General features: G+C 65.9%; 17 protein-coding genes and 1 pseudogene. 16 read left to right on the forward strand and 2 right to left on the reverse strand.

Annotation, left to right across the window (positions count from 1 at the left end; translation table 11 throughout):
- Positions 1–32: 32 nt before the first annotated feature.
- Positions 33–1,076 carry a serine hydrolase domain-containing protein gene (locus ABZT04_RS00145; protein WP_356052098.1) on the forward strand — a complete coding sequence of 348 codons (1,044 nt, stop codon included), beginning with the start codon at positions 33–35 and terminating at the stop codon, positions 1,074–1,076.
- A 154-nt stretch (positions 1,077–1,230) separates the two neighbouring features.
- On the forward strand, positions 1,231–1,731 hold the full coding sequence (locus ABZT04_RS00150) for an NUDIX domain-containing protein (RefSeq protein ID WP_356051088.1): 501 nt from the start codon (positions 1,231–1,233) through the stop codon (positions 1,729–1,731).
- Positions 1,732–1,796: 65 nt separating this feature from the next.
- On the opposite strand, the gene ABZT04_RS00155 is transcribed toward ABZT04_RS00150, so the two are convergent.
- Complete coding sequence (locus tag ABZT04_RS00155) at positions 1,797–2,861, reverse strand: serine/threonine-protein kinase (RefSeq protein ID WP_356051090.1); 1,065 nt, start codon at positions 2,859–2,861, stop codon at positions 1,797–1,799.
- Positions 2,862–2,885: 24 nt separating this feature from the next.
- On the opposite strand from ABZT04_RS00155, the gene ABZT04_RS00160 reads away from it, so the two are divergent.
- The 10 genes from ABZT04_RS00160 to ABZT04_RS00205 all read left to right on the forward strand — a co-directional run bounded on the left by ABZT04_RS00160 (position 2,886) and on the right by ABZT04_RS00205 (position 11,777).
- Positions 2,886–3,368 carry a hypothetical protein gene (locus ABZT04_RS00160; RefSeq protein WP_356051092.1) on the forward strand — a complete coding sequence of 161 codons (483 nt, stop codon included), beginning with the start codon at positions 2,886–2,888 and terminating at the stop codon, positions 3,366–3,368.
- A 1,290-nt stretch (positions 3,369–4,658) separates the two neighbouring features.
- Positions 4,659–5,327, forward strand: a complete 669-nt coding sequence (locus ABZT04_RS00165) for a hypothetical protein (RefSeq protein WP_356051094.1) — start codon at positions 4,659–4,661, stop codon at positions 5,325–5,327.
- Positions 5,320–6,051, forward strand: a complete 732-nt coding sequence (locus ABZT04_RS00170) for a DUF5753 domain-containing protein (protein WP_356051096.1) — start codon at positions 5,320–5,322, stop codon at positions 6,049–6,051. Before ABZT04_RS00165 ends, ABZT04_RS00170 begins: the two co-directional genes overlap by 8 nt.
- Before the next feature lie 421 nt (positions 6,052–6,472).
- A complete protein-coding gene (locus tag ABZT04_RS00175) occupies positions 6,473–7,369 on the forward strand; it encodes an RNA polymerase sigma factor (protein ID WP_356051098.1) in 897 nt (298 codons plus the stop codon).
- 555 nt (positions 7,370–7,924) lie between these two features.
- Complete coding sequence (locus ABZT04_RS00180; RefSeq protein ID WP_356052099.1) at positions 7,925–8,425, forward strand: NUDIX domain-containing protein; 501 nt, start codon at positions 7,925–7,927, stop codon at positions 8,423–8,425.
- Positions 8,426–8,571: 146 nt separating this feature from the next.
- Positions 8,572–9,066 carry a MarR family transcriptional regulator gene (locus tag ABZT04_RS00185; protein ID WP_328825881.1) on the forward strand — a complete coding sequence of 165 codons (495 nt, stop codon included), beginning with the start codon at positions 8,572–8,574 and terminating at the stop codon, positions 9,064–9,066.
- 155 nt (positions 9,067–9,221) lie between these two features.
- Complete coding sequence (locus tag ABZT04_RS00190; protein ID WP_356051101.1) at positions 9,222–9,830, forward strand: DsbA family protein; 609 nt, start codon at positions 9,222–9,224, stop codon at positions 9,828–9,830.
- 44 nt (positions 9,831–9,874) lie between these two features.
- Positions 9,875–10,684: an MBL fold metallo-hydrolase gene (locus ABZT04_RS00195; RefSeq protein WP_356051103.1), complete on the forward strand. Its 810-nt coding sequence runs from the start codon at positions 9,875–9,877 to the stop codon at positions 10,682–10,684.
- 2 nt (positions 10,685–10,686) lie between these two features.
- Positions 10,687–11,097, forward strand: a complete 411-nt coding sequence (locus ABZT04_RS00200; protein WP_356051105.1) for a nuclear transport factor 2 family protein — start codon at positions 10,687–10,689, stop codon at positions 11,095–11,097.
- Positions 11,098–11,357: 260 nt separating this feature from the next.
- Positions 11,358–11,777 (forward strand): hypothetical protein, encoded by a 420-nt coding sequence (locus tag ABZT04_RS00205; protein WP_356051107.1) that lies wholly within the window; start codon positions 11,358–11,360, stop codon positions 11,775–11,777.
- Positions 11,778–11,787: 10 nt separating this feature from the next.
- Here ABZT04_RS00205 and ABZT04_RS00210 read toward each other — a convergent pair.
- A pseudogene (locus ABZT04_RS00210) lies at positions 11,788–11,922 on the reverse strand (IS5/IS1182 family transposase); the annotation flags it as partial.
- Between the two features lie 232 nt (positions 11,923–12,154).
- Here ABZT04_RS00210 and ABZT04_RS00215 point away from each other — a divergent pair.
- The 4 genes from ABZT04_RS00215 to ABZT04_RS00230 all read left to right on the forward strand — a co-directional run bounded on the left by ABZT04_RS00215 (position 12,155) and on the right by ABZT04_RS00230 (position 14,693).
- Positions 12,155–12,634, forward strand: coding sequence for a MarR family winged helix-turn-helix transcriptional regulator (locus ABZT04_RS00215; RefSeq protein ID WP_356051109.1), 480 nt, complete (start codon positions 12,155–12,157; stop codon positions 12,632–12,634).
- A gap of 268 nt (positions 12,635–12,902) precedes the next feature.
- Complete coding sequence (locus ABZT04_RS00220; protein ID WP_356051112.1) at positions 12,903–13,823, forward strand: SDR family oxidoreductase; 921 nt, start codon at positions 12,903–12,905, stop codon at positions 13,821–13,823.
- Positions 13,824–13,908: 85 nt separating this feature from the next.
- Entirely contained in the window at positions 13,909–14,304 is a 396-nt protein-coding gene (locus ABZT04_RS00225) for an MmcQ/YjbR family DNA-binding protein (protein WP_356051114.1), read from the forward strand.
- Positions 14,301–14,693, forward strand: a complete 393-nt coding sequence (locus tag ABZT04_RS00230; protein WP_356051116.1) for an MmcQ/YjbR family DNA-binding protein — start codon at positions 14,301–14,303, stop codon at positions 14,691–14,693. The genes ABZT04_RS00225 and ABZT04_RS00230 overlap by 4 nt, the downstream gene beginning before the upstream one ends.
- Positions 14,694–14,912: the final 219 nt, after the last annotated feature.

The following is a 14,912-nucleotide window of genomic DNA, read 5'->3' on the forward strand; positions in this document are numbered from 1 at the left end:
CCGACGGGATGCCCACTGCGAACAGGGAGACCATGACGTACCGCACCGACCGCATCGAAGAGCTCCTGAGCGAAGGCGTCCGCGACAAGGTCTACCCCGGCGCCGTATGGGCCGTCGGAGACGTCACCGGAACCCGCATCCTCGGCACCACAGGGGTTCTCGACCCCGAGCAACCGGACATGCTGATGCGGCCCGACACCGTCTTCGACGCCGCCAGCCTCACCAAGATCCTCGCGGTGTGGTCCTGCATCGGCTCCCTCTGGGAAGAAGGCAAGCTCGACCTCGACTCTCCCCTCGGTACCGTCTGGCCCGAGGTCGAAGGCCACGCGCTCGGAACGGCAACCGCCCGCCAGTTGCTGACCCACACGGCCGGCGTCCCCCTGCGGGCCCAACTCAGAAACCTCTACGGCACCGACCCGCAGGACATCCGCGACGGCGTACTGAGAGAAGCACTGCACCGCCAGCCCGGAGAAGCCGTCGAGTACACCGACCGGGCCGCCCTCATCCTTGGCTACCTCGCCGAACACCTCTCGGGTCGACGCCTCGATCAACTTGCCACGGAGCGGATTTGGCAGCCGCTCGGTATGAACACCACCCGGTTCGGGCCGCTGCCCTCCGAGATCACCGCACGGTGTGCACCGACCGAGCTCGACGAGGACACCGGCACTCACCTCAAAGGTGTCGCCCATGACTTCTCCGCACGACTCCTGGGCGGCGTGTGCGGCATCGCCGGCGCCTTCACCATCCTCGACGACCTCGCAGCTTTCCTGCGTCACACGCTGGACGACGCCTCCGCATCTGCGCAGGCCGGCTTCGGGTCGGCCTGGGTGACTGAGTCGCTGACGATTCAAACCGGTGAACTGGAGCCCGTACGCGGCCTGTTCTGGCACCCGGCTCCCGGTACCGGGCCGACCCAAGATGTCTGGGTGCACTACGGCTTCACCGGAACCGGCATGTGGATCTCACCCGACCAGGGGCGCTGGGCCGTACTGCTGACCAACAAGCTCTACTACACCCGCGACCGCCAGCCCCTCACCGAGATCCGCAACACCTTCCGCGAACTCGCCTTCGGCTGAGACGACGGCCCGACCTGCGCCATCGGCGCGAAGGCGACCCCAACTGCAGGTAGTCACACGAAGGTTGAGGTCGCGAGGATGAAGGGATCAGGCAGCAGCTCTGAGGCGGACCGCGCCTCGTAACCAGGCTGCGAGCGACGAAGGGAGCCAAGCTGTGGCTCAGCGGACAACCGACGACCAGCCCAAAGCCCTACCGCCCGCCCTCGAATCCATGACCCTGCTGGTCGCCGCCGTCATCGTCCACGACAAGGCCACCAACCGCGTCGTCCTTCTCCAGCGCAGTGAGAACGCCAAGTTCGCCCAGGGAATGTGGGACCTCCCCGTCGGCAAGAGCGAACCCGGCGAGCCCGTCACCGAGACCGCGGTGCGCGAGCTGTATGAGGAGACCGGCCTGGCGGTAAAAAAGGAGTCTTTGAAGGTTGCCCACATCATCCACAGCGCCTGGGGCGTTGAAGCCCCCAATGGCTTCCTCACTGTCGTATTCGTCGCTCACGAATGGACCGGTGAACCCGAAAATCGCGAATCGCGGAAGCACTCTCAAGTGTGCTGGGTCGAGATCGATGCCATTCCCGGAGCGTTCGTGGACACCACCGCGAGTGCTCTCCACCGATATCTTGCTGGGGGTCCCGACGTTTCACTGGACGGCTGGAATTAGTGACACGTTTCCAGGACGTCGCTGTCGCACTCCTATATTGAGGCGACTCTCCTAAACGTGTGGTGCTAGAGGCGGCGAAACAGGGAACGTAAAGCAGCGGATACCTGGTTTGGCGGGATACTGTTCTTCTCGTGCTGGCGCAGATGTCGTCCCGTGGCCGATCGAACCTCGATCCCGCTTCGCCCATGCGCATCAAGCAGCACGCATACGGTCACTTCCTTCGCTGACTTAACGGCGTCACCTTTGAAGCATAGATCGTGACCGTTATGGGGTGCGATGCGTCGCCAAGCGCGACGGTGGAGCGAGCATCGTGCGAGCTGATTAGCGAATTCTTGCGCGCTCCGCGGGCGTCCTTCTGGGCTCTGGGATAGTCCGCGTTCGATGACCGCACCCAGACTCTGTGAAATCTGCGGGGCGATATCGCGCAGCTTGTCGAACTGGCCGTTGATGATTCGGTCCCGACGGGCAGTCATGCCGAGACTGACAGGACCGTTTGGATACTGGCCAGATAGCAGATAAAAAGCCGTTGCCGCGAGAGAGTAGACATCAGAGGCTACAGAACACATTCCTGTAGCCAGTACTTCAGGCGCAACGGTGGCGAAGGTGCCGGCCATCGGTGCGTAGCCATCCGAGTTCATCTGTACGGCTAGGCCGAGATCGCCGAGCAATACATCACCGGCCGTATCGGCGAAAGCATTTCCAGGCTTAACGTCGCGGTGCAACAGGCCGGCAGCATGAATACGTTCGAGTCCGTACCCGATTTGTTGGCCCCAATGGACTGCCTTTGTGGCATCTGTTCCGAAAGGTGCTGCAACTGCTTCAAGATCGCTATCCATAACGGGCATCGTGAGATAGCGAATATCCGTCCCGGATGCGATATCGGCGTTGTAGACGGTAAGTAGGTACTCGCTCTGTAGTTCTTTTAGAGCCTGCGCTTCGTCCCATGTCGCGGGCTGGCCAGGCATAGGTTCGAAAAGCTTTAGCGCCACTTCCACACGTAGGTGCTCATCCTCGACACGGTAGACCTCGCCCGTTGACCCACGCCCAAGGCGTTCCAGCACCTGGTAGCGGTTGCTGATGCGGTTCCCGATCTGGCGTTGGCCGACTTGGGCTATCACCGTTCCCGACATGCCCGACACCCTATAGTGCTGAGCATGGTGGTACTTGGGATCAGTGTGGGTTTCCCAACGGCCGGACGGGGGCCTGCTGTTGTCTGTGCAGTTCTGGAAGGTCAGCAAGATCAGCCGCAGTTGGTTGAAGCGTGCGAGCTCAGGACAGCGAGGTCAGAGATCATCGATCAAGTTGAAGACCTAGGGCGCAAGCTCAGCAGCAAGCTGTCAGCCTTGAAACCCGACGCTGTGGTTATCTGCATCGCCGACGTTGGACCGACTGGAAACCGCAAGGCCGCACCTCGTCACCGCCTCATGATCGAAGGTGCTCTCGGGTATGTCTGCCGAGACCACAAGATTCAAAAGGTCTGCTATCGCAACGGCAAGGAGGTAGGCGAAGCACTTGGCCTGGCCAAGGCCGATGCCCTGGCTCGGGGTAAGACGCTGGACCCCAAGCGCGCTGCGGCAGTTGCGGCCGCGCTTACTTCTCTCCCGACCGCACCTACCACAGGCCCGAATCCGTCGTAGAAGAAGGCCGGGCCGCAGGCCGTCGGCCAAGTACCGTCAGTGTGTCCACCCCACAATCTGCAGCCTGAACGGTGGCCGCCGTCACCTGGTGCAGTACGACGGCTTGGACATGTCGCGCGCCCAGACCGCGCGCTCGCTGGGCGGCTTGTGCCACGGTAGTGCCGCTGGCGAGGTTAATATCGATGATCAATACGCTGCAGGACGCTTCCGTCGTCCGAGGAGGCAGGTTGACCAGGTTGGCGCACGAGGCAAGGAGCGCTCCGACCAAGCGTTCTGCGGCTGCGCTAGCTGCGAGAACTGACCGAGCGCCACACTGACGCACGACTTCCGCCACTTGATCGGTGGCGATGCGAAAAGAACTCGGATCGGCCAAGCGCTCGATGTTGCCGTGAGCCGTGTCCACTGCGTCCAAAAGATCGCTCATTGATGCACCCCCATCGGTTCACTGGCTTAGGCCACATACACAGTCTTTATCGGAATGAAGACCGTGCCAACACGGATACCGATTCCGTTACCGATGACACTGCCCTCTGCCGACTGCATGAACGCTGTTGGGTGGGGTCATCTTCGTTCCGATACCGAAGACCGAAGGAGGTCTCTGACGGTCCATCGGAGCCTCAGTTCTGCCGACCTGGGAAGTGCGTGGCCCTCACGGCGGTGATCTACCTCCGGAACTGGGTCGACGTTGGCTGGAACCGAGGTAACCGATCTTTAACGGATGAGGGAACGCAGTGCTGGCACGCTGACGCCCGTGGCCCCCAGTCCTGCCAGGACTGCCCCAGGGGAAGAGAAGTCAGAGAGAAAGGTCAGCCCGCCCACGATCAGCCCGATCAGAACGGCGGCCAGCAGAACGATAGCGGTATGCACGCTGATGAAGGGCGGCTCCGGCGGCGGTGGGACGGGCGAACTCACGTGTGCTCCAGCGGTTGTTGGTGCTGATGATGTCTGCTCATACGTCGCGGTAGGCCCGGCACCCCACGGTCGAGTTTCGTTCCGGAGCCTGTCCGAAAAGATCTTGAAAAATGCCGTGGGGTGCCCTTCAGCTGGAGACTTACAAGGACTCGCCTCCACATTGTTCGGGGGCGACGGCAACCGAAAGGGGAGGGAATGAGGGGCGACGACGAGGTTGCGGACCAAGGGTCCGTAGCCGCGTGCGCCCAGCACTTACAACCTGCTGTAGGCGAGCAGGGCAGGCTTCTCGGCGCCCCCGTGCCTCTCGAAGCTCAGCGTGAGATGGGCTCTGTCGATGCACGGCGGGCCAGGAAGCTGCAGGAGAACCTGGATCGGAGGATGGCCGACCAGCAGATGGTTCGCCTGCTGTCCGAGAGTGGCTTCGCCGGGGCTCACTACGCGCGCTTCGAAGAGGCACTCGCCCGGTACGGGATCTCGGTGCTGCGGGGCTGGCTGTACTCCGGATATGCGTTCAAGCTCGTCGCCTCTCGCGGCTTCGACCTCAAGCCACACGAGCTGGAGCTTGAAGAACTAGTCCGTGACAGTGATCTGCGGGAAGAACTGGCGATGATGACCGTCGCCCGGGCCCTCCCCGTCTTCCGGCAGCGCGCCCTGGTCGCGGCTGGTTGGCGGACCGACGGTGGCGCCAGCATCGCCACCTACTTCATGGGGGCGTGCGCCTACGAGTTCCCTAATGAATACCGGCGCCACCGCGTGCAGCAGAAGCGGTGGCACCGAGGCCAGGCCACCGAGGAGATCACCACCGAGGACAGGCTCATGGTGCGGAGCGTTGCCGAGGAAGTGCTGGGCAACCTGCGGGTGCTCCAGGACCTCCGGGACATCGGCGACCCGCGGACTCAGGCTGCGGTCGCCCTGACGATCGACGGCTACACCCAAGAGGAGATCCAACAGATGGTGGACGCCAAGTCGATTCGTGCGATCGAGGGGCTGGTGTACCGATGGCGGACGAAGGCAAAGCAGCGTGAAGAGAGAAGCTTCGATGGCTGACCAGAACGACGACTTCGACGCGCTGCTGGAAGGAACGTCTCTGGGAAGTCGTGGGGCCCGCCAACTCCGTGCCCGCACGTCGGCCGTCCGGGCTCGCGCCGTGCGCGCGATGGCCAGCTCTGGCTGGTGGCACAGCTACTACTCAGACACCCTGCCCAGTTGGTTCCCGACATACGTTGCGTTGGAGGGAGCAGCCTCGCTGATCCGCTCCTACGAGGAGCAGTACGTGCACGGCCTGCTGCAGACGGAGGCGTACGCTCGCGCGGTGATCGGGGGTGGGACAGGCCACCAGCGTGCGGTCGATGTCGAAAGGCACGTTGCACTGCGCCTTGAGCGACAGGAGCGTCTATTTTCTGAGAGCATCGCCCAGCTCCACATCGTCTTGGACGAAGCCGCCCTACGCCGCCCGTACGGCAGCCGCGAGGTGATGCGCGGACAACTTCAGCACCTGATCGACATGTCCGAGCGGGAGAACGTGCGGCTGCAGATCATGCCGTTCAGCTTCGGCGGACACTCCGGGGCATGCGGTGCCTTCACCATTTTGAACTTTCCTGATCCTGGCTTGTCGGACGTGGTCTACGTGGAGCAGCTCACCAGCGCCCTCTACGTGGATAAGCCGGAGGACGTGGCCCAATACGAGATGGCGATGAAAGAGCTTCAGCGGGACAGCCCCGCCCCGTCTGAGTGCCGTGACCTGCTGCGTGGTCTGCGGCAGTTGATGTGAGGCCAGTCGGATGGGGGCGGCAAGTTGGCTGACGCGGCCTGCGAGGCCGAACCTGCAGTGCCTTCGGTCCGTACGCGCTGAAGACGGCAGGCAACAAATCGCCCAGGCATGTCATGAGGATGAGCCTGCCGCGCCTCTTCAGAGATGTACGGCCCACGTCCTGGAAGTGCAGGGCACGGGGAAGGGCCGCTGATCGAAGGAGGTTGTCCGGTGGAGGTTGCTGGCACGTTGTTGTCGATTGCCGTCGTTGTCATCCCGTGTGTGAAGGACTGGGTGGACAGTGTGGCTTACCGCAATCGGGCTCAGGCCAGGGCTGCCTTGATCCGGGCTCGGCGTGGCGGCAAGAGCGAAGAGCCGGGCAAGAAGCGGGGGAGGAGCCGTGGTTGAGCCGTCAGTGGGATCCGCAGCGACATTGGACGCTGTGTACCGAGACCATCGGGCAGAGATGACCGGGCTTGCGCGTCGACTACTTGCTCTGGAAGGAGTGCCCGAGTCCGTCTTGGACGCCGAGGACGTTGTGCAGTCGGCGTTCGCCAAGGCGCTTCGCGCACCTCAGAACATCCGTGAGCCTCGTGCCTATCTGTTTGCAGTGATCCGCAACGACGTGCGGGCTGCCAGCCGGTGGAATCGGTCGCAAGTGGAGTCTGCCGCAGCATGGATGGAGCAATCACAGGCGGCCGAGGAGATCCACTTTGCGGACTTCAGCGAGTTGATTGCCAATCGCATGACTGTGTACAAGGCGTTGTACGACCTTCCTTCACAGCAGCGCACGGCAGTTTGGGCGACCAAGGCTATGGACTACACACAGGCCGAGACGGCAGTGCTCATGCAGAAGAGACCCGGCACGATCGCCACTCACGTGGTCCGTGCGATGGTGGCACTCCGGATTCACCTCGGGGTACTGCTCGTAGCGGTCGCTACTGCGCTGTGCGTGGTTGGCAGCGATCACATCCTCCGTGCGGTGCCAGCGTCAGGCAGGCAGCACGATGGGGCGCACCACGCACCCATTGCAGAGGGGTGGATCTACGGCGTATGCCAAACGGGAGTGTGGTTGCTGGTAGTCGGTTTCGGCAGCCAGCCGGTCAGAAACTGGCTGCGGCGTCGGCGCGATCCGGATGAGACCGGCACCTTCGCCCGGCAACCTCCGAGACCCCGCTACCGTAGGTCGCTTTCCGATGTGCGGTACGACGTGACCCGGTGGTTGTCCTCCCTGGTTACTCGCCGACCGTCGCCGGTCCAGGACTATCCGTCGAGCGGTGCCTGGCAGACGCGGACGTATCTGCCGCAGGCTGGGACGAGCAGACGGCGGAGACGTTGACAGGACGTTGAGCCGGCCATTGTCTGCGTGAGCGATGCGTGAGCGGACGATGTGGCAGCGGTCATGAGGGATCGGACCGAAGATCACGCCGAACCTGTCCTGACCTGGTGGTTCCGGACACTGAAGAACCGTCCGGAACCACCCAGCAAGATCCCACCAGGACTTGTAATGCGTAGGTCGTCGGTTCGAATCCGACAGGGGGCTCAACGAAACCCCAGTTTGGACAGCGTCTGAACTGGGGTTTTTCTGTGTCCGGGCGCTGCGAGGGCGGAACTCGATGATCTTCGCACCTTCGTGTGTGGCCGTGGTGTGGCCATCCTGCTCGGTGGCCGTCTCGTCGGTCCGTCCGGCGAGGCTGTCGCCGCCTCGTCGCAGGCGCTGACCTTCATGGAGGGCATGACCTCCGACCGCACCCGCAAGGCCGTCACCTCGTTCCGCTCCACCCGCTCCATCTGTCGGCGCCGCAAAGTGCCCGGAGCAGCCGAACTCGCCCGCCGCGCATGCGAAGCACTGGCCCAAGCTGCGCACCGACCGGCCGACGAAGGGACACCAGCCGTGGCTCAGCGGACAACCGACGACCAGCCCCAAGGCCTACCGCCCGCCCTCGAATCCATGACCCTGCTCGTCGCCGCCGTCATCGTCCACGACAAGGCCACCAACCGTGTCGTCCTCCTCCAGCGGAGCCAGAACGCCAAGTTCGCCCAAGGGATGTGGGACCTCCCCGTCGGCAAGAGCGAACCCGGCGAGCCCGTCACCGAGACCGCCGTACGCGAGCTGTACGAGGAGACCGGTCTGACCGTGAAGACGGAGTCCCTGAAGGTCGCCCACATCATCCACGGCGCCTGGGGCGTCGAAGCCCCCAACGGCTTCCTCACCGTCGTCTTCGCCGCCAACGAATGGACCGGCGAACCGGAGAACCGCGAGCCACGCAAGCACGCCCAGGTCTGCTGGGTCGACGCGGACGCCATCCCCGAGGAGTTCGTGGACACCACCGCCAGCGCCCTGCACCGCTACCTCGCCGGAGGTCCGGAAGTCTCCCTCGACGGCTGGCAATAGAAACACCGAAGCTTCGCCCAGGAGCGGATGGCGCCGCGGGAATGGGGGGCCGCGGTCGTGAGACCGGCCCAGCGGACTCGGCTGGCCTGCCTGTCCCTACGTGATCGGTACGGTGGCACCGGGACGACGAGAGGGGCGGCGCTGCCGTGGGTGAGGAAGCTGAGATCAGGACGGCCAAGGAGGCCGCCGACCACGAGCTCATCCTGGCGTTCGGGCGGCTGCAGGGGGCGGCGAACCGGCTGGAGTACATCCTCGGCCGGGCGCTGGAGGTGGAGTGCGGCATCAGTCATCTGGTCTTCGAGGTGCTGCTGATCCTCGGGCGTGCGGGCGAGCCGGGGCTTTCGATGCGCGCCATCGCCCAGGAGCAGGTGCTGACCACGGGCGGTGCCACCCGGCTGGTGGATCGCATGCAGGCGGCGGGTTTCGTGACGCGCGCGGACTCTCCCGACGACCGGCGCGGAAAGCTGGTGCGGCTGACGCCGCTGGGCGAGGAGACGGTCGTACGCGCGTCCCGGGTCCACCTGGAGAACATCAAGCGGTACCTCGTGGACCCGCTGCCCGCAGCGGACCGGAAGCGGTTCGCGGAGGATCTCCGCATCCTCAGCCACACCGCTCGGGACCTGCTGCCCCGACTGCCCTGACCTGCGGACCAGCGGCCGCGTTGGTGTACTGACGTGGTAAGCCACACCCATGTGCCCCACCTCACACGAACCTTGAAATATCTGACGCGTCAGTTACTGTTCTGTCAGGTGAATCGCTCGCAACCCGCGGGCGCACATCCCTGCCGAGGTCTTCGATGAAGCTCGTCTACGTCTTCGACGCCTACTGCGGCTGGTCGCACGGGTTCTCCGGAACACTGAGCGAGGTCGCCGCCCGTCACCCCGAACTACCGGTCGAAGTCGTCTCCGGCGGCCTGTTCACCGGATCGCGGCAGGTGCCCATCCGCGAGTTCGGCTACGTCCAGGGCGCGAACGCCAAGATCGCCGAGCTGACCGGCGCCGAGTTCGGCGCAGCCTACGAGCATCTGATCGCCGACGGCTCGTTCGTGATGGACTCCGATGCCGCCGCCCGCGGAGTCGCCGCCCTGCGCCAGATCGCCCCCGACCGCGCGGCGGAGCTGGCCGCGGCCCTGCAGGCCGCCTTCTACGTCGACGGACTCAGCCTGTCCGAGGCGGCCACCTACCGGAAGGTCGCCCAGGCCGCCGGGCTCGACGCGGATGCCGTCGTCGCCGCCTTCGAAGCACCCGACGCACAGACCGCGGCCCACGCCGACTTCCGCCGCGCGGTGCAGCTCGGCGTTACCAGTTTCCCCACTCTGCTGGCCGTCGACGGCGACTCCGTCACCCCGCTGGCCTACGGCCAAGCCACCGCCGACGAGGTCGACGCACGCTTCGCCGCCCACTGATCTTCCCCTGCCCCCACCCCATCCCTGCGCAAAGGAGCCCCCGCATGAGCACTCTCTCCTTCAAGGTCCTCGACCTCGACTTTCCGGCCGGCAGCAAGAACAAGACCGGCACCCTCGTCACCGGCGAGAACGACGCCCTGCTGGTCGACGCCGGCTTCACCCGCGCCGACGGCCACCGCCTCGCCGCCGAGATCCTCGACTCCGGCAAGAAGCTGACGACCGTCTTCGTCAGCCACGCCGACCCCGACTTCTACTTCGGCGCCGAAGTCCTCGCCGACGCCTTCCCCGAGGCGACCTTCGTCGCCACCCCGCTCGTCATCGAGCACATCCAGCACTCCTACGAGGGCAAGCTCAAGGCGTGGGCCGCGCTCGGCCCGAACCTGCCCACCCGGCTGGTCGACCTCACCCCGCTGACCGGCGACGCCCTGACCCTGGAGGGCCACCGCTTCGAGCTCAAGGGCGGCCCGGCCGCGCTGCCCGACCGCCACTACCTGTGGCAGGCCGAGCACCGCGCCCTCCTCGGCGGCGTCCTGCTCTTCCGGCAGGAGCACGTCTGGGTCGCCGACACCCCCACCCCGGGCGGCCGCGCCGCGTGGATCGACCTGCTGGACGAGATGGCCGCCCTCCGGCCGGAGTTGGTCGTCCCTGGTCATCGTCTGCCTGGTACGGCGGCGGACGCGTCCGCGATCACCACCACCCGCGAGTACCTCCTCGCCTTCGAGGAGGAGCTCGCTACGGCGGCCGACGGTGCGGCCCTGACTGAGGCGCTGGTCAAGCGCTACCCCGACAACGGCATGCTGATCGCCGCCCAGATCGGCGCGAAGGTCGCCAAGGGCGAGATGAAGTGGGGCTGACCATGGCCGAGTTCGCCACCTCCACCGCCCCCGCCGACGTCGTACGCCGCCAGTACCTCGCCTCCGCGGCAGGTGACCTGGAGGCGCTTCGGGCCACCCTCGCCCCCGACGTCGAGTGGACGGAGATGGCCGGCTTCCCCCTCGCCGGCACCTACCGCACCCCCGACGGCGTCACCTCCAACGTCATGGAGAAGCTCGGCCAGGACTGGGACGGCTGGACCGCCCACGACGACACCTACGTCGTCGACGGTGAGAATGTCGTCGTCCTTGCCCGCTACACCGCGGCCAACAAGGCGTCCGGGAAGCCGATCGCCGTCCGCGTCGCCCACCACTTCGTCGTACGCGCAGGACACATCGTCCGCTTCGAGCAGTTCGTCGACACGGCTCTCGTCCGCGACGCCATGACCCTCTGACGCGCGACCCGGCACCCAGGCAGCAGGAGGACTCGCGTCCGCTGCGGACAACAAGGCGCTCGTCATCGCGTTCTACGAGCAGGCGTTCAACGACTACCAGCCGGAGCAGGCTGCCGCCGCGCATCTCGGCGACCGAGGGATGGCCGTCAGTCCACCCTTGCGTCCGCGAATACTTGGCTAGCCACATGATTGCTGCTACGTTATTCATGTGGCTAGCCACATTTTCTCTGGAATCTCCCCCACCGAACTGAGGAGACCCCATGTCCCACGAGAACTCTCAAGTGAAGCCCCCGATCAATCAACGCGTGCTGACCCTCGGCATCACCCCCGATGCGCTTTCGCCGGACGATTTCCCGCCGGGGGTTACGACGCTCGAAGAGCTGGTCGCCATGAGGAAGCGAAACTGGGCTGCGCTCCGGGCCACAGGCATCGACGGCGAGGAGGGCTATGTCAGCCTGGACCCCGACGAGGCCGAGGCCGAGCTGCGCCGACTGTTCGACGGGCGCTCATTCGGGGTGGTGCTCATCGGCGGCGGCATCAAGAATGTCCCGGAGTACACCGTCCTGTTCGAACGGATCGTCAACGTGCTCATCGACCTCCAGCCCGACATCCGGTTGAGCTTCAGCTCGCATCCGACGAACGTGCCCGAGGCGCTGCAACGCTGGCTCAAGAAGACCTGACAAGGACATCTCACAGAGCTGGGCGTTGGACGTGCCGGTGGGTGATGAGGCAGGCGGCGAAGCCGCGGAAGGCTTCGTGGATGTCGTCGCGTCGTTCCCAGCGGATCCGCAGCCGGCGCAGGCTGTGCCGCCAGGCGATCGTCCGACTCCCCGCACAGTGAGCGGCCCCAGTCGCAAGCTCCCAGAGCCGGCAAGCTCGTCACCACCGTCAGCACTACCCGCTCGACCGAGCGGCCACGGGCCGGCCGGCGACGCCGGGCGCGTGCGGGCAAGCTCGTCCTGACCGTCGACTGAGCACGCCCGCCCACCGCCTCCCCAGGCGGCGGAGTGGCCGGCTACATCGACTACCCCACCCACACCGGCTGAGGAAGCGAAACATGCCCACCCCCGAACCCCGCATCCCCACGACGGCCGACGCAGGACCGATGAGCTACGCGATCTTCCAACTTGCCCGGTCCCACCGCGCCTACGCCGCCGCCCTGCTGCGCGAGATGGACCTGCATCTCGGACAGGAACTTGTGCTGATGCACCTCTTTGACCGGGACGGCCAGTCCCAGTCCGAGCTGATCGAATGCCTCGGCGTGGACCACTCCACCCTCTCCAAGGCGCTACGCCGCATGCAGGACGCCGGCCTGCTCATCCGCGAGCCGGCCGCACATGACCGGCGCGTCATGGTGGTCCACCTCACCGACAAAGGCCGGGCAATGCGCGAGCCCATCACGGCCCTGTGGCAGGCCCTGGAGGAGACCACCGCCCGGAATCTGTCGGAGCAGCAGGCGGAGTCCTTCGTCGAGACCGCCTACGCCATCACCGAGGCGATCAGCAACCGCGCGCTGCCCGAGGAAGAGTCCACCTGACTCCCCGGTGTGGACCCCATACCCGGCTACGCCACACCACACAAGAAAAAGGGGCACGCGGACTGGGGGCACACCGTCCCGCATGCGGCGCGACCACCTCCAGCCAGGCCATGTCACCCACCCCGTACCGGCTGTTGCGGACGCGGCACGTGGCGGCGAGGCGCGCTACGGATGCGCCACCACGGCCCGCCTCCCCCAGCCTCGCCCGGCACGCGGGCGCCTATGCCTGCAGCCACGGCCCACCAGCCTGATGGAAAGTGAGACTCCCATGCCTGCCACCGACTCAACCGCCCTCCCTGTCCTCATCGTCGGGGCAACCGGCTCCCTGGGCAGCAAAGTCGTCGACGAACTGCTCAAACGCGGCAAGACCGTCCGCGCCCTGGTGAGGCCGGCCAGCGACGCCAGCAGGCTCAAAAGCCGGGGCGTCCAGATCGCCCGCGGCGACATGCTCGACATCGACTCGCTCGTGGCCGCCATGAACGGCGCCGACGCCGTCATCACCACTGCCGCCGGCTACACCCGCGGCGGCAAGAACGCCCACGACATCGACACCCTCGGCAACGCCAACCTCGCCGAGGCCGCCCACCGCACCGGCATCCGGCGGTTCGTCCTGACCAGCATCCTCACCAGCGACCAGACCCCGGATGTCCCGCACTTCTGGCACAAGAAGCTCGCCGAGGACAAACTCGAACAGCTCCGCGTCCCGTTCGTCGCCCTGCGCCCGGGGGCCTTCCTCGACCAGGTCGCGACCATGGCGGGCAACCCGCTCGACAAGGGCCGCCTGATCTGGATGTCCAAGGCCACCGTTCCGCTGACCTTCGTCCGCACCTCCGACCTCGCGGCCTACCTGGCAGCCGCGGTCGACGCCCAGGCCGAGGCCGGTGAGCGGATCGACATCGGCTGGGACCGTCCGGTCAGCATGCGCGAGGTGGCCGACGCGATGGGCCACCGAGCCGGAAAGAAGATCAAGGTGTGGGCCGTCCCCTCCGTCATCGTCCGCGCCGCAGGAGCCGTCGTCGGCCGCTTCAATCCGGTGGTCAAGGACATGGCCGCGATGTTCGGCTGGTTCGACACCGGACGCTACGTCGCCGACTCCCGCCGCCAGGAGCAGCTGTTCGGCCCCGTCCCCACGGCCGAGGACGCCCTCGCCCAATTCACCGACGAACTGCGCACCGCACAGCACCGGTGACAGGCCTGCGTCCCATCCCTCGCCGCCCGGCGGCCTGACCAGGACGCCCCGGGCCAATCCGCTAGCCCCGGGGAAGGAAACACTCATGAACGGATCGACCCTGCAGACGTTCGCCGCCGAGTGCGCGCAGGACCGGCCCGCAGCCCAGCTGGAGCATCCCTTCGGCCCGGACTGGGAGGTCTTCAAGGTGCGCGGCAAGGTGTTCATGCTGATGACGGACGTCCCCGGGCGCCCCGTCGTGATCCTCAAGGCGGACCCCGACGAGGCCCAAGCTCTCCGTGAACACAACAGCCACATCACCCCCGGCTACCACATGAACAAGAGGCACTGGATCACGCTGGAGGGCGGGACAGGCGTCGACAACGAGCTCGTCAGGGAACTCATCACCGATTCCTACCTGCTCGTCGTCTCCCATCTGCCCAAGGCCGAGCAGCCCGTCGACCCGCACACCTACGGCACCAGCACTCGGGCGGGCCGGTGAGCGCGGCCGGTGACCGCCTCCAGGACACCGCCCGCAAGGCGGCCCTCGCCCTCCCCGACGTCAGCCACGGCCGCCCCTTCACCCCCGGACTCGACGTGTACAAGGTCGCGGACAAGGTGTTCCTGATCGTCACCGACGACCCGGACGAACAGATCATCACGGTCAAGTGCGAGCCCGAGCACGCGCGGGCACTGGAACGCGGCTACGCCTCGATCACCCCGGGCCGCTACCTCGACAAGAGGCACTGGATCTCGTTGGGGCCCGGGCGGAGCATCACGAAGCAACTGATCAACGATGCGGTCGAGCACTCCTACGACCTGGTCGTCGACGGGTTGCCACAGAGCCAGCGCCCGCCGCGAGCCCCTGGCCCGGACACGGCCGCCGGGTGAACGCTGGCCGCGCCCCCTTGGATACCGGCTGGCCTCAGTTCGTAGAGACTGAAGACGAGTTCGCGCTCGATACCTAACGTCGCTTCGTCGCCCTGCTGATCCAGTCCTTCCAGGCCCCTGCCCGCGGCCCCCTGCCTGACCCACCCCAAGATGACGCCCTCTACCAAGCCATGCGCCGAGCCGGCCCGGCGGGCCTTCCCACGCAAGAGCGGCCCGGAG

Origin of the sequence: Streptomyces sp. NPDC005492 (assembly GCF_040605995.1) — a bacterium.
Classification (GTDB): Bacteria; Actinomycetota; Actinomycetes; order Streptomycetales; family Streptomycetaceae; genus Streptomyces.

Bases quoted from the DNA above. Each gene is read 5' to 3' on its own strand.
- ABZT04_RS00165 (WP_356051094.1), top strand. From the start codon at position 4,659: ATGGCCGACCAGCAGATGGTTCGCCTGCTGTCCGAGAGTGGCTTCGCC.
- ABZT04_RS00160 (WP_356051092.1), top strand. From the start codon at position 2,886: ATGGTGGTACTTGGGATCAGTGTGGGTTTCCCAACGGCCGGACGGGGG.
- ABZT04_RS00155 (WP_356051090.1), bottom strand. From the start codon at position 2,861: ATGTCGGGAACGGTGATAGCCCAAGTCGGCCAACGCCAGATCGGGAAC.
- ABZT04_RS00215 (WP_356051109.1), top strand. From the start codon at position 12,155: ATGCCCACCCCCGAACCCCGCATCCCCACGACGGCCGACGCAGGACCG.
- ABZT04_RS00170 (WP_356051096.1), top strand. From the start codon at position 5,320: ATGGCTGACCAGAACGACGACTTCGACGCGCTGCTGGAAGGAACGTCT.
- ABZT04_RS00200 (WP_356051105.1), top strand. From the start codon at position 10,687: ATGGCCGAGTTCGCCACCTCCACCGCCCCCGCCGACGTCGTACGCCGC.
- ABZT04_RS00220 (WP_356051112.1), top strand. From the start codon at position 12,903: ATGCCTGCCACCGACTCAACCGCCCTCCCTGTCCTCATCGTCGGGGCA.
- ABZT04_RS00145 (WP_356052098.1), top strand. From the start codon at position 33: ATGACGTACCGCACCGACCGCATCGAAGAGCTCCTGAGCGAAGGCGTC.
- ABZT04_RS00195 (WP_356051103.1), top strand. From the start codon at position 9,875: ATGAGCACTCTCTCCTTCAAGGTCCTCGACCTCGACTTTCCGGCCGGC.
- ABZT04_RS00205 (WP_356051107.1), top strand. From the start codon at position 11,358: ATGTCCCACGAGAACTCTCAAGTGAAGCCCCCGATCAATCAACGCGTG.
- ABZT04_RS00225 (WP_356051114.1), top strand. From the start codon at position 13,909: ATGAACGGATCGACCCTGCAGACGTTCGCCGCCGAGTGCGCGCAGGAC.
- ABZT04_RS00190 (WP_356051101.1), top strand. From the start codon at position 9,222: ATGAAGCTCGTCTACGTCTTCGACGCCTACTGCGGCTGGTCGCACGGG.